Raw genomic sequence first — 26,475 nt, forward strand, 5'->3', positions numbered from 1 at the left:
GCTAAAGGTTGTGGCCGACTGCCCCTAGCGTGGCTATTCGGCGGCGATGATGTCGTCGATGCGGACGATCATCGTCGCGGCCTCGGTGGCGGCTTCGATTGCTTCGCGTTTCACGTCGGCGGGGTCGAAGACGCCCGCCTCGACGGGGTCCGCGAGTTCCACCGTCTCGCCGTCGACGAGCACGCCGGCGCGGCCGGTCTCGTTCTTCGCTCGCAGGGAGACGAGCGCGTCGATGGGGTCGAGGCCGGCGTTCGCGGCGAGCGTGCGCGGGAGCACGTCGAGGGCGTCCGCGAACGCTTCGGCCGCGAGTTGGGCGCGCCCGTCGATGCTCGCGGCGCCGTCGTGCACCGCGTCGGCGGCGAGCAGTTCGACACAGCCGGCGCCCGGAACGATTCCGTCGCCGTCGAGCGCCGCGACCACCACGTCGGTCGCGTCGCCGAGCGCGCGTTCGAGTTCCGCGACGACGTGTTCGGTTCCGCCGCGCGCGAACAGCGTCACGGCCGTGGCGTCGGCGTTCTCGACGAACGCGAGCGCGTCGTCCCCGTAGGACTCGACGCGCACCGCGTCGGCGTGCCCGAGGTCGGTGTCGGTCACGTCCGCGATGTCGCGTGCGAGACTCGCGCCGGTCGCCGAGACGACGGCTCTCGTGTCCGAGGCGGACAGCGAGTCGAAGACGAGGACGCCGCGCTTCGCGAGCGCCGCGGCGACCGAGTCGTCCACGTCCTTCGAGCAGAACACCACGTCCGCGCCGGTCGCCACGACGGCGTCCGCGAGGTCGCGCAGTTCCGCGGTCTGGGCGTCCACGGCGGCCGTGAGTTGGTCGACGCTCGTCACCTCGTAGGCCACGTCGGCTTCCGTCTCGCGGGCGCCGAGGTTCGCGTCGAACACGAGCACGCTCGCCTCCTCGACGCGCCGCGGCATCGACTCGCGGACCGGTTCGGCGTCCAGCACGACGCCGTCCACGAGGTCGGTCGCGCCCGAGGACGCGCCGGTCTGGGTGTGGACGCGCACGTCCTCTCGGGGGACGCCGTCCTCGGTCTGGACCTGCCGGACGGCGCGAACCACGAGGTCGGCGAGCGCGTCCGCGCTCACGTCGCCGGTCCCCTTCCCGGTCATGCTGGAGCGAGCGACCGCACGCAGGCGGTCGTCGTCCAGTTCGCCGTCGACGGTGGCGTCAGCGACTGCGTCCAGCGCGATGTCGCGCGCGGCGGCGTACCCCTCCACGATTGCGGTCGGGTGGACGTCGCTCTCCAGTAGGTCTTCGGCGCCCGCGAGCAGGTGGCCGGCGAGCACCGCCGCCGTCGTGGTGCCGTCGCCAACTTCGTCCTCCTGGGTGCGCGCGACCTCCACGAGCATCGTCGCGGCCGGATGCTCCACGTCCATCTCCTCGAGGATGCTGACGCCGTCGTTCGTCACGACGACGTTCCCGGACGCGTCGACGAGCATCTTGTCCATGCCCCGCGGTCCGAGCGTCGTGCGTACCGCTTCGGCGACAGCCTTCCCCGCGGTGATGTTCCACGTCTGCGCGTCGCGGCCGCTGGTGCGCCGCGAGTCCTCACCGAGCACGAGTACGGGGCCGGTCGCCCCTCGGGGTGCAGTTGCTGCCATAATCAGGTGTCTCAGACGCTGGCGGTTCTATATGTAGTTTTCTAGGGGTGCGTGCTACCCGTCGTCACGCGCACCGTCACATCGAAATAGCAGGCCGGCGACCTACCCCCATGCTCGAACTGGAACACGGGTTCCGCGCCGTGGACTGCCACGTCCGCCTCCACGCCGGACCGGGGCGGCCCGTGCGCGGACGGACCATCGACGCGGAGGACCTCGAACGCGAGATGCACCAGTCCGGCATCGTTCGCTCGGTCGTGTTCCCCGGCCCGCAGAAGGGCGAGCAGGGCTACCTGCGCGCGAACAACGCGGTCGCCCGGCAGGCCGTCGAGCGGCCGTTCATCGCGTTCGCGCGCATCGACGGCCCCCGCGACCCCGGCGAGAGCGCCACGTCGAAACTCCGGAACCTCCGGTCGTCCCGCGCGGAGTGGCAGACCTCCCCCGAGGACATCGAACAGTACGCGTACGACGACCGCTTCCACGGCTTCAAACTCGACCCGACGCGGGACGGCATCCCGGACCGCGACGTGCTCGACGTGCTCGACGACGTCGGCCTCCCCGTCCTCGTCCACGGTGGCCGTGGATTCCCGCCGAGCGCGCTCGAAACCGAACTGCTCGACCGCGAGTTCCCCGTGGTGTACGCGCACTTCGGCGGCCACCCGCTCGACCGAGAGTTGATGCACGAAGCCGTCTCGATGCTCGACCGCCACGAGGACCTCTACCTCGACACCGCGACGGTGCGCTACCGCGAACTGCTGGAGCGCGCCATCGTCGAACACCCCGACCGCGTGCTGTTCGGGAGCGGGACGCCCGCGACGCACCCGAACGTCGCCGTGATGGAGATTCTGACCCTGGACGTGACCGAGGACGCGATGACGAAAGTGCTCGGGAAGAATCCGGTCCGCGTGATTCCCGGCCTCGACCGGGAGTAGCGACACCCACCGACGGACTACTTGTCGTAGCGCGCCATCGCGCGGTCCATCCGCGAGGAGACGCCGTTCGGGTTCCGGCGGTCGCTTCGGTCCGCGACGCGGGCGGACATCCCGTCCTGGCTGCCGCGCCAGATGTTCGGGACGACCGCGCGCCCGGCGGCCGCCCACTCCGAGAGTTTCGCGTCGCCGCGAGCCACGTCGCCGCCGACCGACAGCGCGTCGCCGAGCGCGTGCCTGACGACGCGGGCCGCGATGCGCGCGCCCATCCCGTAGTTCTTCACGAGGCGGTACGCCAGCGACCGATACTTCAAGCCCCACGCCGAGTCCTCGGAGTCCTCTGGCAGGCGGTGTGCGATGTCGTCGGCCTCCTCGCGGAGGACACAGGCGTCCGGTTGCCAAGCGACCTCGCAGCCCATCCCCGCGAGTCGGTGGGCGGCGTCCCGCGCCGCCCCGGTCTGGAGGTACTCGTCGAACCCGTCGAGGGCGTCGAGGGCGTCCCGCGAAAACGCGACGTTCCCGCCGTCGAAGAACACCACCTCGCGGCCGGCGACCTCGCATCGCTCCTCGGCCTCCGTCGTCACGCCGCCCTCGACGTTCCGGTGAACGGGGCCGGTGACGGCGTCCGCGCCGTCGGCGAGCGCGTCACGAACCGCGTCCAGCCACGCCCGTCGAACGCACGTGTCCTGCCCGACGAACGCCACCGCGTCGCCCGTCGCCGCGGCGATGCCGGCGTTCCGGGCGGCGTTCAGATTTCGCTCGGAGAGTTCCAGCAAGACGTCGACGGCGTCGTGAGTGCGCGCCATCCCGGACGTCCCGTCGACGGACGGGCCGTTCGCGACGACGACCTCGGCGGCGGGCGCGTGGGCCGCGAGCGCGTCGAGTGACGCGGCGAGCGCGTCGCGGCCGTTGAGCGTGGGCACCACCACCGAGAGGTCCATACCCCGTCCGAGTCAAGCCGTCGGTAAAAACGTCTCGGCTTCGAGAACGCCCGGAAACGCCGGCGTCAGACCGCCGTCCGCCGGTCGTCTCACACTCGCGCGTCCCAGTAGGACACCGACGCGAGCGCGTCGCCGACCGGCGACCCGCCGATGGCGGTGTCGGCGCGCCGGAACGGGCCGGCCACCCAGTCAGGCACCTTGCGGTAGAACCCGTACGGAACCACGAAGTCGTGTTCGGCGTCCGCGAGTTCGAGGCCCGCGGTCGCCACGAGGTCCTCGACCTCGCTCGCGCCGTACAGCCGCGACCCCATCGGGAGCAGCCAGTTGTACAGCGACCGCGTGCTGAAGCGGTTGAACGTGTCGAAGAACACCTGGTTCTTGGAGACGCGGGCCATCTCCGTGAGGAACTTCGCCGGCGTGTCCGCGAGGTGGAAAAAGCGCATCGCGAACACCGTGTCGAAGTGGTCGTCCGGGAACGGGAGGCGGGCGGCGTCCCCGCGCATGAACTCCAAGTGGTCGTCGACGCCGGCGTGTCGCGCCTTCTCGCGTCCCTCCCGGAGCATCGGTCCGGAGATGTCCAGTCCCGTGATGTCGGCGCCGCGCTCGGCGAGCATCACGGTGAACCGGCCGGTACCGCACGCGATTTCGAGGACGCGTTTGTCCTCGACCGGGCCGATTGCGTCCAGTACCGCCTGCTTCTCCCGGCGGTCGATGAGCCGGCCACCGCGAGAGAATCGCTTCTCGTCGTACTCCTCGGCGACCTCGGTGGCCTGATACCACTCCTGTCCCTTCACGCTTCTCACCCTCTTTTCGTTGGTCGCCCGTTAAAACCGTACTGGAAACCGCGGAACGACTTAGGTCGTCCGCGTCCAAGTTCGTGGTATGCCAACGTGTAACAGGTGCGGCGGCGAGTTCGAGGCCGGCGACCTCGTCAGACACGAGCGACAGGGCATGCACTACGTCCACTGCCCGGACTGCGGGTGTCACCTCGGCACCTACAACGAGCACGCCCGGTGACTACCAGACGCGCGTCGGTTCGATGCGCACGAGCACGCGCTCGCCGTCCTCCTCGCCGTGGTGCGGGTACTCGTCAACGTCCATGTAGCGGCGTGCGAGTTCGTCGATGTGTTCGACCGCGCCGTCCGTGGTGAGTTCGACGACTTCGCCCTGGAAGCCGACGTACCGGTACGGGTCGTCGGGGTCGAGGATGCAGCCGCCGACGCGGCCGTCGTTTCGGAGGTTCTTGTCCTTCCGGCGGCCGCGCGCGGTGTTCACGAGGATGTGTTCGGCGTCCTCGTCGTAACTCACCCAGACGGGCGTGACGTGGGGTGCCCCGTCGGGAGTGAGCGTCCCGAAACTCAGGAACGACCGCTTCTCGAAGAGGTCGTGGTACTCGGCAGGAATTGCGACCATGTGACCTGTTTGGACGCCTACCCCTCTAAAACGCCGGGTTCCGGGCATCTAGACCTTATACAGTTTTAGGTGTTTAGTCGCAGGGGTAGACAACCTTTACCTTCACCAGTATGTGACAGAGTTGCATGAGCCTGTCCGCGCAGAACGGCCAATCGCCAATCGACGACGACGAGTTCAGAGAGCGCCTGAGCGAACTCCCACCGAGCGCGAAGCTCGTCGCGAAGGTCCTCGAAATCGACTCGCCGCTCTCCCAGGGCGAACTCGCCGAGGAGTCCCTGCTCCCCGACCGCACCGTCCGGTACGCGCTCAACCGCCTCGACGACGAGGAACTCGTAGACTCCCGCTACAGTTTCCAGGACGCCCGCAAGCAAGTGTACTTCCTCGCCGAGTAACGCGGTTTTTTCTCGCCGCCGTCCGTCGTCCGCGACGTGCCCGCCCGCTTTCCCGTCCCCGTCGACACCCGCGCTCCCCACGGCGAGACGAACGCGTACGTCCTCGGCCGCGACGACGCCCTGCTCGTCGACCCGGCGGGTCGCACACCCGAACTCGACACCGCCGTCGGGAGCGTCGACCACGTCGCCGTCACGCACGCCCACCCGGACCACGTCGGCGCCGTCGCGGAGTACGCGACCGAGACTGACGCGACCGTCTGGGCGCACGCCGCGTTCGCCGACCGGTTCGAGCGCGAGACCGGCGTCGAACCCGACCGCGCGTTCCGCCCCGGCGACGAGATTGGCGACACCGGCGTCACGGTTCTGGACACGCCCGGCCACGCCCCCGACCACGTCGCGTTCGTCGAGGGACGCGAGGCCGTCGTCGGTGACCTCGTGTTCGCCGCGGGCAGCGTGTTCGTCGGCGCGACGGACGGCGACCTGCGCGCCTACCTGAGTTCGCTCCGCCGCGTCGCCGTCCGCGACTTCGAGCGCCTCCACCCCGGCCACGGTCCGCCCGTCGACGCGCCCCGCGAACGCCTGTACAACCTCTACTTCCACCGCCGCGACCGCGACCGCCGCGTCCTCGCCGCCGTCGAAGACGGCTGTGCGACCGTTTCGGACATCCTCGACCACGCCTACGACAAGGACCTCGCGGGCGTCCGCGACCTCGCCGGGCAGACGGTGCGCGCGCACCTCGACAAACTCCTCGTGGAGGGGAAGGTAGAGTGGGACGGCGCCCGCGCGTATCCGGTCGAGGACTGAAATACCGGCCTGTTACGCCGAACTGACCGCCCGGTATCGGGCGGGACCGAGCCGTCGCGTCGCGACCGCGAGGGCGGAAGACGAGCGAAGCGAGTCGTTCCGGGACTGAAAGGGGCCGCCCTCTCGGGGAAGCACGACGACGCAAGCACCGCAGCGAGCGAAGCGAGTGAGGAGCACAGCGAGACGCGCGACCCGAGAGGGCGGGGGCTTTCGAAGAGTACGGGGTAGCGAGACGGACGGCTTTTGCGTTCCCGTCTCCTTTCGACGACCGTGCAAGACCTCGAAGCCGAACTCGAACGCGCCCGCGCCCTCGACGAGAGCGACCTCGCGGACGCCATCGAGACCATCGGCTTCGAGTGCACGCGGTGTGGCGCGTGCTGCAAGAGCGAGGAAGACGACCCGCACACGGCGACCGTGTTCCCGGACGAGGTGCGGGAGGTGGCAGGCGAGGACGACGAGCGCGACCGCCGAAGCGACGATGTCGCTTCGAGGTCCCCCTCACAGAGTTCGCGGGACTGGCGAGACGTGGCGCGCCCGATGCCCTACGGCTTAGACGAGGACGGGTCGGGGGAGACCTTCGAGTGGGCGCTCCAGACGAACGCGTGTGGCGACTGCACGTTCTACGAGGAGGACGACGACGGCACGGGCGCGTGCACGGTCCACGACAGCCGCCCCCTCATCTGCGAGACGTACCCGTTCAGCGTCGCGCTCGGCGGGACGAGCCAGCCGATGGGCGAGGCCGTCGACGAGTCGGGGATGGTGCGCGCCCACGAGTGCGAGGGGCTCGGGCGTGACATCTCGCGGGCGGACGCCGAGGACCTGGCGGCGGCGCTGAAAGAGCGCGCTGTCCGGGAACTGGAGGAGGCCATCGGCGTGCGCGACGAGTACGCGCCCGCCGACCCCGACGCAGGCGAGACGGTGGTCCACGACTCGGAGGGCGCGAAGCGCCCGGACGGCTCCGTCTACGAGCCGTGATTCGGGCCACTCGTACGCGGCGACCCCGTAACAACGATTAAGTCAGACGCCCGCAACGAATCGGGTGGAGGCTTTCGACATTGGAAATCTCTGATAAGCTGCTCTGTCTGTTCAACGCGGAAGTGACGGTCAAAGACGACGAGTACGTCGTGGAAGTGCCCAAGAGCGAAATCGAGACCGGCTCGGTCGACCCCGGCGACGTCTACCGGGTCGCGCTCATCTCGCGGTCGGACGCCGACGACTCGCAGTCCTCGTCGTCGCAATCGACGACCGAGACGTCGTCCTCGGAGCCACAGCCCCCCGTCGAGGAGGGCGAGATTCGGTACGTGGAAATCGAGGACATCGGGAAGCAGGGCGACGGCATCGCGCGCGTCGAGCGCGGCTACGTCATCATCGTGCCGGACGCCGAAATCGGCGAGCGCGTGAAAGTAGAGGTGACGGAAGTCAAGTCGAACTTCGCGGTCGGCGAAATCATCGACGAGGAGTACTGATTCTCACGAGCGCGTGAACTTCCCGAGGTTCACGCCCTCGACGCTGGGCGCCGAGTCGTGCGGCCGCCCGACGAGGATGTCGCCCGCCGTGCTCGACCCGATGCCGGGAATCGCGGTGAGTTCGTCCATCGTCGCGTCGTTCACGTCCAGCGGGTGGGGGATACCCGTCACGGAGCGGTAGCCGTGGTCGGTGACGGCCACGTCGATGGTCTGCCCGAGTTCGCGCTCGCCCGGAATCCCCACCAGCAGGGAGTACGTCCCCAACTGCCGGCCGAACGTCTTGCCGTCCTGGTGGTACTCCAGGGTCACGTCCTCCAGAATCGTTCCCGGCGGGACGACGCGGTTCAGCATCGGATTGTCGATGGTCTCGCGGACCTCCTGTTTGTACTGCTTGAACTGCTTCTTGTGGTCGTTGGCGAGGTCCGCGCCCGTCTCCGCCATGTCGGTGCCCTCGAAGGCCATCACCTGCCTGATGTTGATGCGCCGGAGCATCAGCCCCTCGTCCAGGACGCTCTGGAGGAACTGCTTGTTGTGCTCGAAGGTCTCCTCGCGCTCCCCGGTGAGGCCGTGGACGAGGTTGATGCCGGGCAGGAGTTTCGGGAGGCGGTCGGGGGTGTCGCCCCCCCACGACGGCGCGTCCGCGGGGGACTCGCCGGGCCGCCAGCCGCCGACCTCGTTGACGATGCGCACCGCTTCGAGACACTCCTCGGCGGTCACGAGGAGGTTGTTCTCCTCCTGCACGAGCGGGTCGGCGGATTCGAGGCCGAACGCGGCAGTGTCGCCCGCGGTGTTGTGCTCCGCGATGACCCGGATGGCCTCCTTGGACTTCTCGGGGTAGTCCACGATGGTCACCGGGTTCATGTTGTCGAGGTGGAGCGTCTCCAAATCCGGCGCCACCTCCCGGATGCCGCCGTAGAGCCGCCGAATCGCGTCCGGGTTCGGGGCTTCGCCGTCGCCGCCGAACGCGAGGATGTCGGCCTGCCGGCCGAGGCGGAAGTGGCGCGCGCCGTGGTCGTAGAGGTTCCCGACCTCCCGAACCACGCTCTCGGCGGACCGGAACGCGGGGTCGCCGTACATCGGTTCCGTGCAGAAGGAACACCGGTACGCGCAGCCACGCGAGGTCTCCATCTCGCAGATGAGGTAGTCGGGGTAGTTCGGGTGCTGTTCGACGACGAACGCGCCCTTCGCCGCCCACCGGTCGAGTTCGTCGTTGTCCCGGTAGCGGTCCTCGAACCCCTCCAGCCCGTTGTTCACGAGGTCGTAGGCCGCGGCCTCGATGTCCGCCATCGCGAGGAAGTCGAAGTCCAAATCGGAGCGCTCCATCTCCTGTGCGCCCGCGTTCTCCTCGCCGACGCCGAAGCGCACGGGCCCGCCCATCACGCTCGTCCCCTCGGCGACCCACGCCATCTCCCTCACTTCGTCGGGTTCGGCGGGCGTCCCGCCGACGTACTTCCCCGGGACGGTCATCCCGCCCACGTACACGAACAGGTCGGCGTCCGCCACGTCCGACCACTTCGACTTGTCCTCGCGGAGTTCGTCGATGGTGTGGTACGTGACGTTCGCGGGGTCGACGCCCGCGTCCACGAGCGCGCCGGCGGCGTTCCGCGGGTACGTGGAGATGTACGGCGGCACCCCGAAGTGCGCCGGCTCGTCGACGTAGCCGTCCACGAGCGTCACGTCCAACTCCGCGGGGTCAATCATAGGGACGCGTTGGGCGCGGACGCGTAAGAACGTGACTACACGGAGATGCACGTTGTCGAACCGGGCTTCGACCGCAGCGACGCCGCCGACGAAACCCGGCAAGGCACTTACCCTTCCGAGTATCAGGCTGACACGATGACAGTCGACCGTCGCGCGCTCGCCGTCCTCCTCGCCGTGGCCGGCTTGGCCGCGTTCTACGTCGGCGGAACGGCCGCGTTCGAGGCGGCACAACCGGAGTACGAACACGCCGTGAGCGCGGCGTCTCCCGCCGAAGTCGAGCGCGCGGAGTCGGCGGCGACCGAGACCGACGAGCGGGTGGTGTTCGCGTTCGCTGACCTCTCGGCAGACGCTCGGGACGTGTTCCTCGAAGCGTTGCGGGCCGACGGCACCGCGGTCGTGACCGACAGGGCGGCCACGCCGCCGGAGTTCGAGTACGGAGACACCGGTAGCTACGGCGAAGGACGGTACCTCGTTCGGTACGACGGCGAGGCGTACGTCGTGTCCGCGACCGGCGAACAGGCCGCCGCTTGGCTCGGCGGCGTGCCCGCGTTCGCCGCGACGCTGCTCGTCGGCGGGAGCGCGCTGCTCGCCGCGGTCCTCCGGTACGACGGTGCGCTGCCGATTCGCTCGGTGACGACGTTCGTCGCGAGTGCCGTGGCCGTCGGACTCCTCGCAGCGGGCGTCCTCTCGAATCCGTTGTTCGCGGTGACCGTGTTCTTCACCGTCGCCGTCGTCGCGTGGGCGGGACTCGAACGCGCCGGCTGGGGGACGGCCGACGCGGCGAGAGACTGATGAGTCACGGTTCTGTCGCCGCCCGGTGCTGGTAGAGCAGACAGCCGGCGAGCACCAGCCACGCCCCGATAGTGGGCGGGAGCACGAACGCGAACGCGTCGCGAGAGACACCACGGATTGCACTCGAAATGCCGCCCGGAAGCGGCGCGGTGAGCGTGACGACCGACTCGTAGAGCACCGGAACGGAGACGAGGAGGGTGCCGGCCAGCAAGAGCGTCCGGGGCGTGCCAGGGTCGAGTCGGTAGAGGAGTGGTGCGAGCGGGAACACGGCGAGGACGACGTAGAACGGTTCGAGGGGGAAGACGAGGAGCGTGGCGGTTAGCGTGCCCTGCAGCGCGACGAGGCGACTCTCGGGGTCGGCGACGACGCGATTGACGCCGGCGTAGACTGGCGCGACGACGGCGAGACCGGCGGCGAGGAGCGCCGTTCCGGAGAGCGACGGCGCGAGGTACGTGAGTTGGCGGCGCACCGTGACGAACGGCGCGGTCGGGTCGGGGCCGTCGGGGAACGACGCGACGCTCAGTTCGCCCGAGAGCGTCTCCGCGACGTACGTCTCCGTCGCGCCGGGCCCGAACAGGAGGACGCCCGCGAGGATGGCGCCGACGCCGGTGGCGGTGGCGGCGGCGATTGCGCGCCACGCGCGCCGCCGGCAGAGCCAGACGCCGACGAGCGCGGGGAACAGTTTGACCGCGGCCGTCGCGCCGAGCGCCGCACCGCTCGCGCGGTCGCGGCCGCGTTCGAGGGCGACCGCGCCGCCCGCGAGGCCGAGCGCGAGCACGGGGTTCACCTGCCCCATGACGAGGTTCACGCCGACGGGGCCGGCGAGAAAGACGAACGCAACGAGGAGCGCGCGGTCGACGCGGGCGAGCGACCCGGTACCGCGTTCGGCGGTGCGGACGACGAGGGCGGCGAGACCCACGAGCGCCGCGAGGTTGACGAGCGTCTGGAGCGCGAGCGCGAGCGCCGGGTCGCCGAGGAGGGCGTGTGGGTAGAACGCCGCGACGACGGCCGGCGGGTACTGGAACGTTGCGTCGCCGACCGGATTCACGGCGTAGAAGTCGCGGCCGGCGAGCGCGGCCCGGGCCGCCGCGTAGTAGACGTCCGTCGCGAAGCCGACCTGTCCGGGGTTCCGGAGCGCGAACAGGACGGTGCTCGGGACGCCCGCGAGCGCGGCGACGGCGAGGACGGCGCGCGGACGGCGGTTCCGTGACACGCCCGAACGCACCGCACGGTGACACTTCCCGTTTCGGGTCGGTTGCGGGCCGGCGACGCGTCGGCGGCCGGCCTCACCGCGGCCGGCCGGTTTATGCCCGCGGCGGCCCAACGGACGGGTATGCCCGCCACGCTCGAAGTCCGCTGCACCGAGGAGGACTGCGAACTCGACATGTTCGAGATGCACTACACGTACGACATGCCCGACGAGGTGGGGGTCGCCGACTTCTCGTGCCCGTACTGCGAGCAGACCGAGAGCCTGGAGGCCATAGAACTATGACCGCCCGCGAGTTCGCCGAAGCCGTCGGGAGCGCGGTGTTCCGGCGGATGGGCCGGGCGGCGTCCCGGTTCCAGGAGGAGTCCCCGCTCCCCGTGGACGTCTTAGAGAGCGAGGACGAGTGCCTCGTCGTCTTCGACGCGCCGGGCGCGACGACGAGCGACGTGCAGGTGAACTACGAGGGCGACGCGGTGGCGGTGCGCGTCGACCGCTTCCGGGAGTTCAGAGAGAACTACGAGATGCTGTTCCCGGGCCGCGGCCTGTCGCTGGACGGGCGCGCAGAACTCCCCGAGGACGCCGTGGTGGACGCCGAGCACGCGCGCGCCGAACTGAACGACGACGGCACGCTGTACGTGTTCCTGCCGAAGCGCGAGTCGACCGGCACGAGCATCGACGTGACCGAGGGCGACGGCGACGACGCGGGCGACGACGCGGACGAGGAAATCGAGACCGAAGAGCGCGAGGAGTGACTACTCGACGGCCATCCCTTCGACGATGGCGAACTCCTCGTCGCCGGTGAATCGCGTCGGGTCGAACGCCGGAATCCCCTCGCCGCCGAGTATCTGTTCTGCAATGGCTTCCCCCGTGGCCGGCGACCGCATGAAGCCGTGGCCCTGCCAGCCGGCGGCGACGTAAATCCCGCCGTCCAGTTCGCCGAGCAGGGGGTCGCGGTCGGGCGTCGCGGTGCAGACGCCGGCCCACGCGCGCTCCACGTCCGGGTCGTAGCCGGGCAGGCGGTCGGCGAGGCGCGCCGTCGTGTCGGAGACGAACCAGTCGTCGCCGTCGCGGTCGTAGGCGTCGGGGTCGGCTTCCACTTCCTCGGTGCCGTCGCCGGCGAGCAGACCGGTCGGGTGCGGGCGGGCGTAGTAGCCCTCGGTGGCGTCGTAGAACGTCGGCACGTCGCCCGGCGAGTCGGCGGTGAGCGCCTGCACGCGGTACGGCTTCAGCGAGACGGAGAAACCGGCGTCCGCGAGCACGCGCTCGGTGTGCGCGCCGGCCGCGACGAGCACCGCGTCGTGGGCGTCGCCGTTCACGCGCGGCGGGTCGGTCGAGACTGACGCCTCGACGCCCGTGCGAATCTCGGCGCCCTCGCCGCGAGCGAGGTCCGCGAGCAGGTCGGCGTACGCCGACGTGTCCACGACGGCGGCGTCCTCCGCGACGGCGGCCTCGACCACGTCGTCGGTGCGGAGCGCGGGGAAGCGCGCCGCGAGTTCGTCGCCGTCGATTCGCTCGACGCGCCGGCCGTTCCGGGTCATTCCCTCGACCTGCTTGCGGATGGCGTCGGCCTTCGCGCCCGGCTCGGTGACGAACCAGACGTAGGGCGCGTCCCGGAGTTCGAACTCGCCCCGGCCGTCGAACGCGCGGAAGCGCTCGATTGCGCGGTCGGCGACGCGGGCGTCCACGTCCTCCGCGAACGCGTCGTAGAGGATGCCCGCGGCCCGCCCCGTCGCGCCGCCGGCCACGGTGTCGCGCTCGTAGACCGTCACGTCCGCGCCCGCCGCCGCGAGGTCGTAGGCCGCGGTGAGACCGACCGCGCCGGCGCCGACCACGCCGACCGACCGGGCCGCGCCGTCGAGTGAGTCGTCCATACCGGGCGGTGTGCGGGCGGCCGCATAACTCTCGCGGACGCCGAGGTCCACGCAAGCGGACAGTTTCACTTTCACTCCGCACGGGTGACGTTAAAGCGGATACCGCGTCTCCCAGCGAGTATGGCACTGCAAGGGAGACACCGCCGCACGCAGTCGACGACCGACCGGGACGGGCGCCGCATCGAGGTGTCCGAGATGACCGCCGCGGGCGTCGCCGCCTACGCCGACACGCACGGCGACGACGCGTTCTTAGAGCGCCGCGGCGGCCAGACGTTCCTCGTCACCGAGGAGTAGTCAGCAGAAGCCGTCGAGGCCTGCCGCGGGGTACGCGACGACGTAGTCCGCACCCGCATCGCGGAGCGCGCTCACGCGCTCGCTGACCGTCGATGCGTCGCCGACCAGCGCGAAGTCCCGCACCGCCTTCGACAGCACCTCGCGGGCGCGCCCCGACGCCGTCGCGTCCGTCTCGGCGCCGTCGGGAAGCGCTCGCGCCACGGGCTTTCGCCGGGCGGCGTACGCGCCCACCGCGTCCAGTATCTCGTTCTCGTCGCCGGTCAGCACCGTGGGCGCGTAGACGGCCACGCCGCCGTCGAACCCGGCGGCGCGCAGCGACCGCACGTCCCGCTCGGTTCCCCGGGAGAGGAGTTCGAACTGCGCCGCGCCCGTCGCGAGCGCCGCGCGCTCCACGCCCTCGGTGCCGACCCACGCGTCGCCGTCGGCGTCGACGGCGGCGCCGAGTCGGGGCGCGATGGCGCGACTGGCTTCCTCCTCCGAGAGGTACGCGCCGTGGCCCGCGACCAGCACGCGCCCCACGGAGTCGGGAATCTCGGCGGCGAGCGAGTCGTCGCCGAGGGGGTCGAAGCCGTCCGCGCGAACGGGCGTCGTCAGCCGCACGTCGCGGTCGCTCGCGAGGTCCGCGAGCGCGTCGAAGTCGGGGAGGTGCTCGCGGCCCTCGTAGTCTATCGTGACCGTCCCGAACGCGTCGTCCAACTCATCGATGCGCCGCCAGTCGTGCTCGGCGGGTTTCAGTGCCACCGCGTCGACGCCCGCGGCCGCGGCGTGGCTGTCGCTTCTCAACACGACGAACCACCCACGGACGCGAGACGAGTAACTCTAGAACAGTGCCGGAACTCGATCCATCGTCTCTGCGACCATACCCCCGTTACCGCGTCGGACGGGAAAAGGGTGTCGGCACCGCCGATTACGGCCGGAGCGACCGCACGACCTCCCACGCGTCGTGTCCGACCTCGCCGGGGTGCGGCAGGCCGAGGCGGTAGCGCAGGGCGTCCTGGCGCTTCAGCGGGTCGAACACGCGCGGCTCCTCCAGTCCCCACACCTGACAGCGCGAGTGGCGACCGGGCGAGGCGTCGAGGACGGCGTTCGCAGCCCGGCGGCCGGCCTCGTTCGCGGCCTCCATCGTCGCGAGGTCGGTGTCGACGCGCACGTAGTCGCCGGCCACCGCGAGGTTCGGCGCCTCGGTGTCGGCCTCCGGGCGGTTCCGGAGGCTGTCGACGGTGTTGATGACGAGCGGCGAGTCGTTCGCGAGACCCCCCTCGGTCTCCCGGAGTTCGGGGTCGAGGAAGTGCGCGACGCGGGCCTCGTCCGGGAGCGCGTCCGCGCCGAGGTGGGATTGGACTTGCGCCCAAATCTCCTCGACGACTTCCTCGCGCGTGCACTCCTTGGCGGGCTTGCCGTACAGGATTCCGGGCGTCTCCCAGTCCGACGCGATGACCGACAGCACGCCCTCGACGTCGCCGTCGGAGCGCGCCGCCACGTCGTGGTCGGTCCAGAACTGGCGCTGGCTGATGGACGTAATCGCCCACGGCGAGTCGACGTAGACGGCGTGCCCGTTCACGATTGGCACGTCCCGGTCGAGGTAGAACTGGACGCCGTTCATCCACGCCGTCCGCACGCGGTCGGCACGCGCGAGCGACGGCGCGGCCCGCCGGAGTTCCGGCGTCACGACCCGCGGCAGCACGTCGATGGGGAGCGCGGCGACGTAGTAGTCCGCCGTCACCGTCTCGCCGTCGGCGACCGCGCCCGTGACCCGGCGGCCGTCGCTCTCGATGGCCGTGACCGGCGCGTCGAGTTCGAAGGTCACGCCCTGCGCTTCGAGGTAGTCGACCCACGGGTCGAACCACACCTCGCTCGTCGGGCCGTCGAGCACGCGCTCGGCCGGCTTCTCCGGGTCGAGTTGCCCGAACAGCAACTGGAGGTAGATGGTGCCGACGGTGCGTGCGCTCCCCTGCTCGGGGCGGAGCGCGACGAGCGCCTGCGTCGACTGCGCGAGGTGCTTGCGGTACGCCGGCGACATCTCGTCGGCGTCGATGAACTCCCACCACGACTGGCGTTCGAACTCCGTCTCGCGGCGCTCGTCGCAGGACGTCAACAGCACCGCGAGCCGCGACAGGAAGTGCGCGACCTCCCGCGGCGGCACCTCGCCGCCCGCGATTTGGGGGCGAAGCGCGTCCAGCCACTCCTTCGGCGACGACGGGCGCTCCGTGGACGCCGTGAACCCCGCGCCGTCCGCGCCCGCAATCAGGGTCTCGCTGGTGGGCACGAGGTGGTCGGCGACCCGGCGGTCGCCGTCCGGGATGCGCGCCATCGTGTCCACGACGTTCTCGTAGTACGCCGGGAAGAAACGGAAGCCGTGCTCGCCGAGCAAGCCGTCCTCGTCGTCGGCCACCGGGATGCTCCGGGCCTTCCCGCCGACGCGGTCGTTGGCCTCGTAGACGGTGACGTCGAAGTCGCGCTCCGCGAGTTCGTGGGCGGCAGTCAGTCCCGCGATTCCTCCCCCGAGCACCGCGACGGTCGTCGAACTGGACATCGTTTCCTGTTAGGGCCTCCCCACCTTCAGCCTACCCGTCGTCCGGGGTGCTCGCCGGCTTCAGGCGTCGGGGTCCATCTCCACGACCTCGGGGTCGCGGTCCGGCGGCGTCCAGTCGACCGCCAGGTCGAGGAACTGCAGGAGGATGCGGCCGGTCGCCCCCCAGACGGTGTAGCCGTGGACGTGGAAGAAGTGGACGAGCGCCTCGCCGTACTTCGGGTGGACGCGCTTCTCGAGTTCGTAGTTCGCGGGGTCGGTCAACCCCGAAATCGGGAGGACGACCACCTCGTCGACCTCGCGCTCGTCGGGGACGTACGACCGGTCTGGGACGCGCCCGACGAACGGCGTCACCGAGTAACTGGTGACGGTGGCGATGTCGTCGAGTTGGCCGACGAACGAGATTTCGTCCCGCCGGAGGCCGATTTCCTCGTCGACCTCGCGGACCGCGGTGTCCCGCAAGTCGCCGTCGCTCGGCTCGCGGCCGCCGCCGGGGAAACTCATCTGGCCGGGGTGTTCGCCGAGGTGGTCGGCGCGCTTCGTGAACACGAGCGCCGGCTCCCGGTCCGAGTCGTCGGCCTCGAAGCGCCCGTCCTCGTCGCTGGCGCCGTCGACGACGGGGACGAGCACCGCGGCGTCGCGCTCCTGGTCGCGCACGCGGACCGGGCGGTGCGCGGCGACCCGCGAGAGGTCCATGCGCGAGGTGACGGCCGCGACGCCCTTAATTCACGCGTCGTCGGTGAGTTCCGCGCGCACGTCCCCGAGGTCGACGGGCGCCCACGCCTCGGCGTCGTAGGTCGCGTCCACGAGCGAGCGAGCGCGCTCGCTGCCAGGTTCGGCGTCCGCGGCGTCGGCTTCGAGGCGCGCCCGGACCGCGTCGGCGAGCGCGTCCCGCGAAATCTCGCGGCGCTCCACGTCGAGGATGTGCGGGAGGTCGGTGGCGTACTCGGGCGGACTCGGGAACGCCGCCGGCCCCGGAGCCAACACCGTTTCGTCCTCCCGGTCCACCTCGACGAGGTAGTAGTCTCGGAGCGCGTTCTCCACGTCCGCCTCGACGCCGTCGGCCTCCTCGCCGCGCTTGAACGCGAGTTCGTCCACCGCGTCGTCGAGTTCGGCCCGCGTGAGGCCGCCGAACAGGTCCACGACCCCCGCGAGTTCGTCGCCGTCCATGCCTCCGCGTGTCCGTCCCGGTGGCTTCAATCTGCCGCGTCGTCGGCGTCCGCGGCGGCGGCCGCGGCCACCTCGTCGGGGTCGAGTGGCGCGTCGGCCCACGCCGGGAGCCGAGTGTCCGGGCCGGGTTCGGCGATGGCGTCGGCGTACGTCGCGGTCTGGTCTCGCTCGCCCTCGCTGTCGTAGTCGAGGCCGTTGAACGCCGCGTCCGCGCCGTACGCGCGAACGAACCGCGCCGCGTGCTCGCGGTAGCGCTCGGGGAGCGCGTCGTAGTCCGGTTCCACGCCCGCGTCCTCGATTGCGCGGAACAGCGCCGACCCGACCCCCTCGCTCATCTCCGAGAGCCCGGTCGGCCCGGAGACGGCGCGGTGGTCGTGCTCGTAGCGTCCGAGGTCGACTTGGGCCGCGCCGTCCGCGCCCGCCAGTCGGAACGCCTCGCCGAGCGTGCCGACCTCCAGCCCCCAGCGGCGCTGGACGCGCATCCCTCGGGCGAGGTCGCTGGTCATCGCGCACTCGCCGGCGAGCGCGTACCGGAACGCCCCGAGGAAGTCGAGCACGTCGTGGTCGGCGCCGTCGCCGAGCGCCGCCACCAGCGGCTCGTAGAACAGCCGAAAGAGCCGGCCGTACAGCCGGTCGTTCTCCACGCGAGCGTAGTACCCCTTCGAGAAGTCGAACCCGTCGGCGAGCGGGAAGAGGAGTTTCCGCACGTCGCGGGCCTCGTAGGTCGTGGTGTCGGCGTCGTGGACGACCACGTAGTCGCGGCGCGCGGCGACGCCGAGCGCCAGCCACACGTCCCTGCCCTTCCCGCGCTCGCCGTCCAGGCCGGCGTCCGCGAGCAGGGACTCGACGCGCGGGCCGTCACACCACAGCAGCGTGAGGTTCACGTCGAACTCGGCGAGCCACTCACGGAAGTCGGGGACGCGCTCGGCTGGCGCGCGAAGGGGCACGACCACTTCCGCGGGGTCGACGCGCTCCAGTTCGGAGAACACGCGCTCCGGCGCGAGGCCGGCGTACTCGCGGTCGGTCATCGGCACCACCACGGCCGCGCGGCCCGCCGGCGCGTCCGGGTCGGCGTCGCCGTAGTCGTGGAGCGTCGCCACGCGCTCCTGCGTGTAGTCCATACCCGGAGTGGGGACGCGTCCCGGAACTAGCTTGCGCCCTGCGGGAGGCGACCGGCGCGCTGGAGGGCGACCAGCGCCGCCAGGAGGACGGCGAGCAGCACCGCGCCGGTCCGGAAGATGACGTCGTAGCCGACGTCCATCCCGAGGAGCGTGCCGACGGCCACGCTCCCGAACGCCTGTACGATCATCATCGAGGCGCTGTACGCGGCGTACGCGCTCGCGCGGTCGGCGTCCGGGAGGCTGTCCAGCAGGAACGTGTCGATGGCGGGGAAGAGGCTGTGGATGCTGTACCCCAACACGACGGAGACGAGCGTGACCGCGAGGACGCCGCTGACGACGGTGAGCGCGAGCAGCGTGGTGACGAACGCGCCGAGCACGGTGAGCATCAGGGGGACGTGCCGGAACCGGTCGGCGAGCCGGCCGGTGTACCAGAACGCGGGCACGCCGGACGCGAACACCACCGTCAGCAGCGTCTGGGCGGTCGACTGCGGAATCTGTTTGCTGTCGGTGAGGTACGTGATGTAGAAGTTGAAGAAGCCGTTCCACACGAGGCCGGTGGCGCCGACGATGACGACGCCGAGCAGGACGACGCGGTACTGGCGGCGAATCGCGCGCATGAGGTCGCGGTCCTCGGCGCCCGCCTCCGGCAGGTCCGCGCGCTTCGCGGTGACGTAGAGGACGCCGGTGACGACGAGCGCCGCCGCCGACAGCAGGTAGAACGGCGCCTGCCACGAGTAGTATTCGAGGAGGACGCGCCCGACGAACACGGGCGCGAGCGCCGCCGCCAACTGCGAGGCGGTGCCGTGGACGCCGACGACGCGACCGACGCGGTCCGGGAACAGTTCGCTGATGAGGGGGTTCGCGGCGACGAAGTAGACGCCCGACGCGAGGCCGACGAGGAGCGCCCCGAGCATCACGAACTCGATGGACGGCGCGAACGTCATCCCCGCCGACGACACCGCCAGCAGGACGCCCGTGCCGAGGACGACGTGGTGGCGGGGAACGCGCGTGAGGAGGTAGCCGGTCGGTAACCGCGGGAGCGCGCTGCCGAGCCACGCGAGCGTCGCCACCAGTCCGACCGCGGCGTCGCTCGTCACGAACTCCGCCTGGAGCGGGCCGACGAGCGGCGCGAACACGACGCGCCCGAAGTTCACGAGGAACACGAGCGCGCACAGCGACCCGAACAGGCGGACGCGGCGAGCGTCGCGCTCGGCGGTGGAACTGGACACAACGCCCTTTCTCGGGCCGCCGAGTCAATTCTTCCGGTTCCGGTATAGGCGGCGCTTACTGAAGTGGTAGGCGGTGGGTGTCGAAGTCATGAGCTCCGTCACGAAGGCGCTCCGGTCCGGCACGGTACGGAAGGACACGTACGAACGACTCGTCTGCGCGGACTGCGACACCCGACTCGCCACCCGGAGTCGAACCGGCGCCGGGTGGCGGCGCACGTGTCCGGACTGCGGGCGCGAGTGGAAGCAGGTTCGCTGACTACTCGAAGACGGCGTCGAAGGCGTCCGCGCCGAGCGGTTCGTGGTCGCCCGCGGCGACGTTCTCGCGGACGTGCTCGGGGCTGGTGGTGCCGGCGAGCGAGCAGGTGACGCCGGGCGCGCTCCGCGCGAAGTTCAGGCCGCGCTGGGCGGGCGTGTCGCCCGCGAGTTTCTCGTCGACGTCCTCGGGCACGCCGTCCAAGACCTCGCCCTGCGCGAGACTCGCCGACGTGAAGACGTTCAGGCCGGCCTCGTGGGCGTACCACAGCACGCTCTGGGCGCCCTCGGGGCCCTCCTGCGAGTCGACGGTGAACGCGTCGGCCATGTAGACGTTGAACGGCAGTTGAATCGCGCGCAGGTGGGTGGCCGTGTTGCCGACGGCCTTCGCCGCGGAGCGCGCCCGCGAGATGAGTTCGCTCAGGTCCAGGAAGTGGTCGTGGTCGCGGGGCACGCGGAACGCGTCCCACGTCGCCACGCCGTAGTGCCGGATGTCGCCCGCGGCGACGCGCTCCTCCAGTCGCTCGAAGGTCGCTTCCAGTTGGTCGTAGACTGCCTCCGCTGACCGGACGTCCAGTTGCGTCTCGGGGTTGTGGACGTAGTAGAGGTCGATGGTGTCCACGCCGAGGTTCGCCAGCGACCAGTCGAGTTGGGCGTCCACGAACCCGGGCGCAATCGAGTGACTGCCGTGGGCGAGGTCGTCGGCGTCCACGAGGCCCGCGTCCACGTACTCGCGCTGGACGTACTGGCCGGGGTTCTCGGGGCGGTCCTCCTCGAACGCGACGAACCCGCCTTTCGTCGAGAGGAACACCGACTCGCGGTCCACGTCCGCGTCTTCGAGCGCGCGCCCGACGACGCGCTCGCTGCGCTGGTGGCGGTAGTTCACGGCCGTATCGACGACGTTACAGCCGGACTCGACGGCCGCCCGGACGGTCTCGTAGTACGCGTCGTCCACGGCGTCGGTCGGGTCGCCGAGGTACGTCCCGAGGCCGACGCTGGAGACGGCGCGGTCGCCCACGCGCCGGAAGTACGTGCGCGCCTTCCCCTCGCCGAACCGCTCCTTGTACCGGAACGTCGCGTCTGCGGTGGCCATACCCGAGTTCGGGGCCGGCGTCACTTGTACTCCCCGCGACGGAACGCCTCGACGGCCTCCCGGTACCCCTCGCGGAACGTCGGGTACGCGAACTCGTAGCCGAGTTCTCGCAGGCGAGCGTTCGAGCAGCGCTTGCTCGTCTTCAGGCGGCGCTCGGCGGGCGTCGACAGGTCGCCCGCCTCGATGCGGTCCGCGACCGTCTGTTTCTCGGGGCGCTCGACGCCGCACTCGTCGGCGAGCCAGTCCGCGAACGCCCACTTCGAGACCGGTTCGTCGTCCACCGCCAGCAACACCTCGGCGTCCGTCCCGTCCGCGTCTGCACCCGCGCCGTCGAGCGCGAACCGCACGGCGCCGGCCGCGTCGTCGCGGTGAATCATGTTCAGGTAGCCCTCCGTGACGGGGCCGTCGACGTAGCGCGTGAGCCGGTAGCGCTCCGGCCCGTAGAGGCCCGCGAACCGCACGACGGTCGGGTCCATCCCGAACTCCGGCGCTTCCTCCCGGCAGACGCGCTCGGCCTCGACGAGTACCTCGGTCTTCTCCGTGGTCGGGTCGAGTGGCGTCGCCTCGTCCACCCAGTCGCCGCCGTGGTCGCCGTACACGCCGGTGCTCGACGTGTAGACGAATTTCTCGGGTGCGTCGTTTCGGGCGCCGAAGTGTTCGACTGCCGTCCGGAGGCCGTCGACGTACACTTCGCGGGCCGCCTCCGCGTCCCGCCCGCCCGAGGACGCGATGAACACCACGGCGTCCGCGTCCGGCACGCTCGCGAGCGAGTCCGCGTCGGTCACGTCCGCCCGAACCGCGTCGAACCCTGCATCGCGAATCGCTTCGAGGCCCTCGTCGGAGCGCCGGACACCCACCGGGTCGTGGCCCGCGTTGACTAACTGGCGGCCGAGTTCGAGGCCGACGTACCCACAGCCGAGGACGGCGACCCGCATCAGTACGGGTTCTCGCTCGCGACGTGGTGGTAGATGCGCGCGTACTCCGCGAGCGTCATCGGCTGACGCCCCTCTATCTTCTGCTGTATCTCCTTCGGGTCGAGGCCGCCGTCCAGTCCCGACGCGAGCGCGTCGACGTCCATCACGGCGGAACTCATCTGGAGCATCAGGTTGTCCCGGGCCTCGAGGACGATGCCCTCGGCGTCCGGCCAGTCGTCGCTCAGCGCGAACACCGCCGCCGCCTCCTCGACGGTGAACGCGGGCGCGTCGCCGTCGACCAGCGCCGCCAGTTTCGCCTCGTCGACGCCCGATCGCTCGGCGGCCGTCTCGACGCCCACGTCGCTCACTACGTCCGCCATCGCGGCCTCGTACTCCGCGAGCACCTCGTCGGCCGACGTGGCCGACGGGTCCTCGATTGCTTCGGCTAGCACGACCCGGGCTACGCACCCGTGCTTGAAGGGTACTGCGCTTACCACCCGGGCGACTGCTCGTCGCGGTCGCCGCCCACGTCGCCGACGCCCCGCGTCCCCGCCGGCACGACCACCGCGACGGTCGCCGACACCTCGAAGGAGAGGCGTTCGTTCCGCCCGATTTCGTCGGGCCGCCCGTCGCCGTTCACGTCGAACGCGACGGGCGCGTCCTCGCGGACGTACGTCGTCCCGTCCCCAGGGCCGACGGGCGACCCGCCGCGGCCCCGCACCGCGAAGCGCGCCCACGACCCCTCGACTGACACCGACCAAGCGTTGAACGTCGCGTACCAGAACCCCGGCACGGGTGCGAGCGGCAGGCCGGCGGGGACGGCGCCGAAGTTCGACGCGCCGAGTCGGCGGGCGGCGCGTTCGGCGGCGACGCCGCCGGCGTGTTTCAGGGACTCCTTCGCGACCGTTCTCGCGACCTGCCGGGACGCCAAGGCGGTGTCCCGGACGAGGTCCGGTTCCACCCGAATCGTCCCCCGGTCGGCGACGTCCGGCGACTCGGCTCGCAGGCGCGCCCGAAGTCGGTCCCGAGCGACCGCGTCGGCGTCGGCGGTTCGGGCGGCCTCGACGGCGACGGCGCGGGCCGCGGAGCCGTTCGTGACGGCGCGCGCTCGCGCCGCGACCGACTCCCAGCGCGCGAACGCCGCTCGCGTCGCCGCCTCGCGTTGGGCCGGCGAGAGCGAGACGGGCGACGCCGCGAGCACGCCGCGGTACGCGCGCCCGGCGTCCTCGACGCCGCGCTCGACGGCGGCGAGCAGGTCGTCGCGGTGGTCGCGGAGCGTCGCGTTCCCCGTCTCGGCGAGCGTTCCGTCCGCGGCCGCGAGCGCCTGCGCCGCCCGACCGAGCCGCACCGTCTCGGGTGGTTCGGCCATCGCCTCCGAGAGCACGGCGTCGGCGGCGTCGCCGTGCGGGATAGTGAACCAGTTGACGTTGCGCGCGGCGAGCGGGTGGTAGCGCTCCTCGACTGCGGCGTCCACGTCGGGGCCGACCTCGCCGAGCGGGAGGTACGCCGGCGCGCCGTCCACGGCTCTGACCGGGTCGCCGGACAGAGTGCCAGCGCGCTCGCCGTCGGCGTCCTCGACGCCGCGCTCGCCTAACTGCGCGCCGACGTCCGCGAGCGTACCGTCCGAGTGCCGGTCGGCGAGGCGTTCGGTGACCCGGGAGAGGTACGCTTCGCGGGCCGCCGCCACGGCGCGCGCCGACGCGGTCGGATAGCGGTCGGCGGCGGCGTGGAGCGCGAACACGCGCTCCCGGAGCGACTCGGCGGCCGAGTGACCCGCGGCCAATTCGGTCGTGGAGACGTTCTCGGTGACGTTCCGCGCGCGGTCACGGTCGCGGGCCACGGCGCGATAAGCGCGCTCTCGAATCGGTTCGGGAACCGCGGGACGCACGACGCGCTCGCGGTTCGGGACGCCGTCGGTGACGGCTCGGCGGGCGAGCGCGTCCACGCCACCGTGGTCGGCGACGAGCACGCGGGTCGTGCGGTCGGCGATTCGTTCGCGGACGGCGTCGCTCACCGACCCGACAGGGCGGTCGAGAACCGCCTCAGAGCGGTCGCCCCACCCGCGGGGCGGCGGCGTCAGTTCGTAGCCGAGCGCGACCGAGACGCGGTACGTCTCGCGGCGCGTCTCCACGACGGTTCGCTCGCGGGTGCCGTTGGCGTACTCGCGGGTCGTGCGCTCCGTGACGACGACGCGGCGGCCGTACGCGGCGAGCGAGCGCGAGACGCCCGTGGAGACGCTCGCCGGGTTCGTTTCGCCCACGACGCGCGTCGACGACGTCGAAGCCGTGTCCGCCAGCCGCCAGTCCGCTGGCGCGGCGCCGGACTGCGAGGTGGTGGTGTCGACGCGTTCGACTTCGGTGACGCGTCGTGCGGTCGTTGTGTACGCGTCTCGGAGCGTGCCGTCGAGCGTGCGTTCGCCGTCGCCGTCCGCGAACGCGACGAACGCGCGGTCGGCGGTGACGTTCACGCCGACCGGAACCGACTGCTCGCCTCCGGGGGTGCCGGCCTGCACGACCGACGGGAGGCCGACGCTCACGGGGGCTTTGCTCGCGTCGGCGGACTGGAGCACGGCGGACGCTCGCCGGCTCGCGCCCTCCTTCGCGGCGGCGAGAACGTCCGTGAAGCCGACGCGAGCCAGCGCCTCCGCGAACGCGTCGCGGCCTTCGGCGTCCGTCTCGCCGAACGCGGCGCGCTGGGCGTCGAGCACCGCGAGGTTCGTGGCGACCTCGACGTGGCGGTTCGCGAGCACGTTCGAGATGGGCGCGCCGCCGTACTGGAGCGGGCCGCGGAGCGCCACGACCAGTTGCAGGTACGCGGTGACGCGGCGGTCGACTCCCGGCCCGTCGAGCGCGTCCCGGTCGAGCAGGCGCCGGAACCGCTGGACGCGGTCGTGGAGTTCGAGGGCCGTACTGTGGACCGTCGTCGTAACGTTCCGGCGCTCCCGGGAGACCACGCGCCCGTCGCGCCGAACGGTCGTCCGGACGCCCGAGACGGTGGCCCGGACGACGGAGTCGTTCACGCGCTCGACGGCGACCGAATCGATCGCGGCCTCGGCGTCGGCGGTGGTCTGGACGCGCGGAAGCGACAGGGACGCCGTCACACCGCCCGCGGTCGCGTCTCGCGCGCGGAGCGACTGCTCGAAACCGGCGTACACGCGGAGCGCGAGCGCGTCACGGAACGCCCGGTCGGGTTCGATGGCCCGCCCGTACTCGGTGTCGCCGGGCGAAACGACCGGACTCCGAGCGGCCGCCGCGAGCGCGTTTCGGGTCGCGCCCGCGAGCGCGACGCCCGAACCGGTCTCGGCGCGTTCGACGGCGCGGTCGGCGCGCGTGCGGTCGGGCGCCGGGTCGCGGGCGGCGAAGACGGCCGCCGCGCTCGCCGACGCGACGAGCAGGACGACGCCGGCGAGCGCGAACGGAACGCGAGCGCGCTCGTCGTCGGCGAGTCTCACGGCGACCACGTCCTGACGGTGACCGTCGCAGTCGTGTTCCGGACCCCGACCTCGTGGCTCACCGAGGCGACAGACGCGTCTGCGGGCGGTCGCGGACCGGCACGAACCGTCGTCCCGCCGGCGGAGGCGAGCACCTCGATTCGACCGCCGGTCTCCGCGAGTACGTCCTCGGTCGCCGTCTCGACGCCGCGCACGAATCCGGAATCGGTGCCGCGGTCGGCGGCGACGGCGGCGTGCGCGGCGAGCGTGGCGACACGACCCGACGCCACGGAGCCGTCTCCGGGGCCGTAGGTCGTGGTGGCGGTGCTAGCGAGCACAGTTCGCGCGGCGGCGTCCGGGTCCGGTGGCTGGCTGGTGCCGCCGGGCACCGTGGCGAGCGCGAGCGCCGCGGCGCTCACGAGGAGCACGGCCATCGACGCGTCGACGACCGTGCTAACGGCTCGGCTCACTGCCACACCGCCACGGTGAGGTGGCCCGGACGCACGCGCCCCGGCGCGACGCGAACCGGCACTCGCCCGCTCTCGCTCGCCGCGCTGTCCGGCGGCTCCGGTCCGGCCGTCCACTCGCGGTCGCCGGCGGTCAGCGTGACGGCGACCCGGAAGCCCTCGGGCGCGACGCCCTCGGTGGTCAGGTCGGCGGGCGAGGCGACTGCCGAACCCGGCTCGGTGACGGCGTCCGACGCGTCCGCGAGCACGGCGTCGGTCGGCGCGCCGTGTCCGATGCCGGGGAGCGCGGTGCCGCGAGCCGAGGCGTACGCGCCGAGCGCAAGACAGACGGCGAGCACCGCGGCGAGCGCGGGCACCGGCTCGACTTGCGCTCTACGCGCCGACGAGCGTGACATCGACACCTCCCCACGTGACGCGGCGGACGGTCAGTCGGTCGGCGCCGGTGCGCCACACCGGGTCGCGGGCCGAGGCCGCGACGGCGGCGTTCGCGAACGCGAGCCGGTTCCCGAACACCGCCGAGGGCGGTTCGCCACGGAGCACGCGAGCGAGGGCGGTGTCCTCGCGAACCGGAACGACCGGCCCGTAGGCGAGCGTCGCGTGCGCGGTGCCGCCGTCGCCCCGAACGGCGATTCGGTTTCGGGAGATTCGGACGGCGTCGGCCCGAATCTCGTGAGTTTCGGTGGCGGGTTCGTCGGCGGCGGCGACCGCGTCCACGGTGTCGGCGAGCGCGCCAGCGGACGGGGCTGGCGTCGGGCTCGCGGCGACCGAGACGCCGAGTAGCGCGGCGCTCGCGAGTGAGAGTGCGACCAACAGCGGCGGGACGTCGGCTGGCGCGTCGAACATGGCCCGCGGTG

The 26,475-nt window shown here is 71.5% G+C and carries 31 protein-coding genes; 11 read left to right on the plus strand and 20 right to left on the minus strand.

The features are described 5' to 3' along the window. Nucleotides 1–33: 33 nt before the first annotated feature. Nucleotides 34–1,608: a thermosome subunit alpha gene (thsA, locus tag LT972_RS11305; protein ID WP_232570459.1), complete on the minus strand. Its 1,575-nt coding sequence runs from the start codon at nt 1,606–1,608 to the stop codon at nt 34–36. 110 nt (nt 1,609–1,718) lie between these two features. On the opposite strand from thsA, the gene LT972_RS11310 reads away from it, so the two are divergent. Beyond that, nucleotides 1,719–2,537 carry an amidohydrolase family protein gene (locus LT972_RS11310; protein WP_232570460.1) on the plus strand — a complete coding sequence of 273 codons (819 nt, stop codon included), beginning with the start codon at nt 1,719–1,721 and terminating at the stop codon, nt 2,535–2,537. Between the two features lie 17 nt (nt 2,538–2,554). Here the strand turns inward: LT972_RS11310 and LT972_RS11315 are convergent, their stop codons facing one another. Both LT972_RS11315 and LT972_RS11320 read right to left on the minus strand, forming a co-directional pair. After that, complete coding sequence (locus LT972_RS11315; protein WP_232570462.1) at nt 2,555–3,475, minus strand: glycosyltransferase family 2 protein; 921 nt, start codon at nt 3,473–3,475, stop codon at nt 2,555–2,557. Nucleotides 3,476–3,564: 89 nt separating this feature from the next. Then, complete coding sequence (locus LT972_RS11320; protein ID WP_232570464.1) at nt 3,565–4,269, minus strand: class I SAM-dependent methyltransferase; 705 nt, start codon at nt 4,267–4,269, stop codon at nt 3,565–3,567. A gap of 88 nt (nt 4,270–4,357) precedes the next feature. On the opposite strand from LT972_RS11320, the gene LT972_RS14890 reads away from it, so the two are divergent. Beyond that, nucleotides 4,358–4,492, plus strand: a complete 135-nt coding sequence (locus LT972_RS14890; RefSeq protein ID WP_269780529.1) for a hypothetical protein — start codon at nt 4,358–4,360, stop codon at nt 4,490–4,492. On the opposite strand, the gene LT972_RS11325 is transcribed toward LT972_RS14890, so the two are convergent. Next, complete coding sequence (locus LT972_RS11325; protein ID WP_232570466.1) at nt 4,493–4,888, minus strand: PPOX class F420-dependent oxidoreductase; 396 nt, start codon at nt 4,886–4,888, stop codon at nt 4,493–4,495. It lies immediately after the preceding gene. A 125-nt stretch (nt 4,889–5,013) separates the two neighbouring features. On the opposite strand from LT972_RS11325, the gene LT972_RS11330 reads away from it, so the two are divergent. From LT972_RS11330 to LT972_RS11345, 4 genes are all read left to right on the plus strand, one after another. Continuing rightward, complete coding sequence (locus LT972_RS11330) at nt 5,014–5,280, plus strand: MarR family transcriptional regulator (protein WP_232570468.1); 267 nt, start codon at nt 5,014–5,016, stop codon at nt 5,278–5,280. Between the two features lie 36 nt (nt 5,281–5,316). Continuing rightward, nucleotides 5,317–6,084 (plus strand): MBL fold metallo-hydrolase, encoded by a 768-nt coding sequence (locus LT972_RS11335; RefSeq protein WP_232570470.1) that lies wholly within the window; start codon nt 5,317–5,319, stop codon nt 6,082–6,084. 270 nt (nt 6,085–6,354) lie between these two features. Next, on the plus strand, nt 6,355–7,059 hold the full coding sequence (locus LT972_RS11340) for a YkgJ family cysteine cluster protein (RefSeq protein WP_232570472.1): 705 nt from the start codon (nt 6,355–6,357) through the stop codon (nt 7,057–7,059). A gap of 80 nt (nt 7,060–7,139) precedes the next feature. Next, nucleotides 7,140–7,550, plus strand: coding sequence for a TRAM domain-containing protein (locus LT972_RS11345; RefSeq protein ID WP_232570474.1), 411 nt, complete (start codon nt 7,140–7,142; stop codon nt 7,548–7,550). A gap of 3 nt (nt 7,551–7,553) precedes the next feature. On the opposite strand, the gene LT972_RS11350 is transcribed toward LT972_RS11345, so the two are convergent. Then, on the minus strand, nt 7,554–9,251 hold the full coding sequence (locus LT972_RS11350) for a radical SAM protein (RefSeq protein ID WP_232570476.1): 1,698 nt from the start codon (nt 9,249–9,251) through the stop codon (nt 7,554–7,556). A gap of 135 nt (nt 9,252–9,386) precedes the next feature. On the opposite strand from LT972_RS11350, the gene LT972_RS11355 reads away from it, so the two are divergent. Next, nucleotides 9,387–10,043, plus strand: a complete 657-nt coding sequence (locus tag LT972_RS11355) for a hypothetical protein (protein ID WP_232570478.1) — start codon at nt 9,387–9,389, stop codon at nt 10,041–10,043. A gap of 4 nt (nt 10,044–10,047) precedes the next feature. Here the strand turns inward: LT972_RS11355 and LT972_RS11360 are convergent, their stop codons facing one another. Beyond that, complete coding sequence (locus tag LT972_RS11360) at nt 10,048–11,256, minus strand: glycosyltransferase family 87 protein (protein WP_232570480.1); 1,209 nt, start codon at nt 11,254–11,256, stop codon at nt 10,048–10,050. A gap of 120 nt (nt 11,257–11,376) precedes the next feature. Here LT972_RS11360 and LT972_RS11365 point away from each other — a divergent pair, with 120 nt between their 5' ends. Both LT972_RS11365 and LT972_RS11370 read left to right on the plus strand, forming a co-directional pair. After that, entirely contained in the window at nt 11,377–11,535 is a 159-nt protein-coding gene (locus tag LT972_RS11365; protein ID WP_232570482.1) for a DUF7559 family protein, read from the plus strand. Beyond that, nucleotides 11,532–12,002 carry an Hsp20/alpha crystallin family protein gene (locus LT972_RS11370; protein WP_232570484.1) on the plus strand — a complete coding sequence of 157 codons (471 nt, stop codon included), beginning with the start codon at nt 11,532–11,534 and terminating at the stop codon, nt 12,000–12,002. The genes LT972_RS11365 and LT972_RS11370 overlap by 4 nt, the downstream gene beginning before the upstream one ends. On the opposite strand, the gene LT972_RS11375 is transcribed toward LT972_RS11370, so the two are convergent. After that, the gene (locus LT972_RS11375) at nt 12,003–13,121 is read right to left on the minus strand and encodes an NAD(P)/FAD-dependent oxidoreductase (RefSeq protein WP_232570486.1); all 1,119 of its coding nucleotides are present in this window, start codon (nt 13,119–13,121) and stop codon (nt 12,003–12,005) included. 120 nt (nt 13,122–13,241) lie between these two features. Here LT972_RS11375 and LT972_RS11380 point away from each other — a divergent pair, with 120 nt between their 5' ends. Beyond that, on the plus strand, nt 13,242–13,415 hold the full coding sequence (locus tag LT972_RS11380; RefSeq protein WP_232570488.1) for a hypothetical protein: 174 nt from the start codon (nt 13,242–13,244) through the stop codon (nt 13,413–13,415). On the opposite strand, the gene LT972_RS11385 is transcribed toward LT972_RS11380, so the two are convergent. From LT972_RS11385 to LT972_RS11410, 6 genes are all read right to left on the minus strand, one after another. Next, nucleotides 13,416–14,201 carry a DUF7388 family protein gene (locus tag LT972_RS11385; RefSeq protein WP_390226305.1) on the minus strand — a complete coding sequence of 262 codons (786 nt, stop codon included), beginning with the start codon at nt 14,199–14,201 and terminating at the stop codon, nt 13,416–13,418. 121 nt (nt 14,202–14,322) lie between these two features. Further along, nucleotides 14,323–15,948 carry a hydroxysqualene dehydroxylase gene (locus tag LT972_RS11390; RefSeq protein ID WP_269780530.1) on the minus strand — a complete coding sequence of 542 codons (1,626 nt, stop codon included), beginning with the start codon at nt 15,946–15,948 and terminating at the stop codon, nt 14,323–14,325. A 60-nt stretch (nt 15,949–16,008) separates the two neighbouring features. Beyond that, nucleotides 16,009–16,641, minus strand: coding sequence for an NUDIX hydrolase (locus tag LT972_RS11395; protein ID WP_232570492.1), 633 nt, complete (start codon nt 16,639–16,641; stop codon nt 16,009–16,011). Between the two features lie 30 nt (nt 16,642–16,671). After that, nucleotides 16,672–17,115, minus strand: coding sequence for a DUF7109 family protein (locus LT972_RS11400; RefSeq protein WP_232570494.1), 444 nt, complete (start codon nt 17,113–17,115; stop codon nt 16,672–16,674). Between the two features lie 26 nt (nt 17,116–17,141). Then, nucleotides 17,142–18,236 carry a glycosyltransferase family protein gene (locus LT972_RS11405; protein ID WP_232570496.1) on the minus strand — a complete coding sequence of 365 codons (1,095 nt, stop codon included), beginning with the start codon at nt 18,234–18,236 and terminating at the stop codon, nt 17,142–17,144. A 26-nt stretch (nt 18,237–18,262) separates the two neighbouring features. Continuing rightward, complete coding sequence (locus LT972_RS11410; RefSeq protein ID WP_232570497.1) at nt 18,263–19,465, minus strand: MFS transporter; 1,203 nt, start codon at nt 19,463–19,465, stop codon at nt 18,263–18,265. 88 nt (nt 19,466–19,553) lie between these two features. On the opposite strand from LT972_RS11410, the gene LT972_RS11415 reads away from it, so the two are divergent. Next, nucleotides 19,554–19,721, plus strand: coding sequence for an HVO_0758 family zinc finger protein (locus LT972_RS11415; RefSeq protein ID WP_232570499.1), 168 nt, complete (start codon nt 19,554–19,556; stop codon nt 19,719–19,721). Here the strand turns inward: LT972_RS11415 and LT972_RS11420 are convergent, their stop codons facing one another. The 7 genes from LT972_RS11420 to LT972_RS11450 are packed head-to-tail and all read right to left on the minus strand — an operon-like array spanning nt 19,722 to nt 26,464. Continuing rightward, nucleotides 19,722–20,810 (minus strand): aldo/keto reductase, encoded by a 1,089-nt coding sequence (locus tag LT972_RS11420; protein WP_232570501.1) that lies wholly within the window; start codon nt 20,808–20,810, stop codon nt 19,722–19,724. Nucleotides 20,811–20,830: 20 nt separating this feature from the next. Beyond that, nucleotides 20,831–21,745: an SDR family oxidoreductase gene (locus LT972_RS11425; protein ID WP_232570503.1), complete on the minus strand. Its 915-nt coding sequence runs from the start codon at nt 21,743–21,745 to the stop codon at nt 20,831–20,833. Further along, complete coding sequence (locus LT972_RS11430) at nt 21,745–22,176, minus strand: DUF5791 family protein (protein WP_232570505.1); 432 nt, start codon at nt 22,174–22,176, stop codon at nt 21,745–21,747. The genes LT972_RS11425 and LT972_RS11430 overlap by 1 nt, the downstream gene beginning before the upstream one ends. Before the next feature lie 38 nt (nt 22,177–22,214). Further along, nucleotides 22,215–25,175 carry a DUF7286 family protein gene (locus LT972_RS11435; protein WP_232570507.1) on the minus strand — a complete coding sequence of 987 codons (2,961 nt, stop codon included), beginning with the start codon at nt 25,173–25,175 and terminating at the stop codon, nt 22,215–22,217. Then, entirely contained in the window at nt 25,172–25,624 is a 453-nt protein-coding gene (locus LT972_RS11440) for a DUF7284 family protein (protein WP_232570508.1), read from the minus strand. The genes LT972_RS11435 and LT972_RS11440 overlap by 4 nt, the downstream gene beginning before the upstream one ends. Beyond that, nucleotides 25,621–26,016: a DUF7285 family protein gene (locus LT972_RS11445; protein WP_232570509.1), complete on the minus strand. Its 396-nt coding sequence runs from the start codon at nt 26,014–26,016 to the stop codon at nt 25,621–25,623. The genes LT972_RS11440 and LT972_RS11445 overlap by 4 nt, the downstream gene beginning before the upstream one ends. Then, entirely contained in the window at nt 25,994–26,464 is a 471-nt protein-coding gene (locus LT972_RS11450; protein ID WP_232570511.1) for a DUF7283 family protein, read from the minus strand. Before LT972_RS11450 ends, LT972_RS11445 begins: the two co-directional genes overlap by 23 nt. Between the last annotated feature and the right edge of the window lie 11 nt (nt 26,465–26,475).

The sequence above is a fragment of the Halobacterium litoreum genome (assembly GCF_021233415.1).
Lineage (GTDB): Archaea > Halobacteriota > Halobacteria > Halobacteriales > Halobacteriaceae > Halobacterium > Halobacterium litoreum.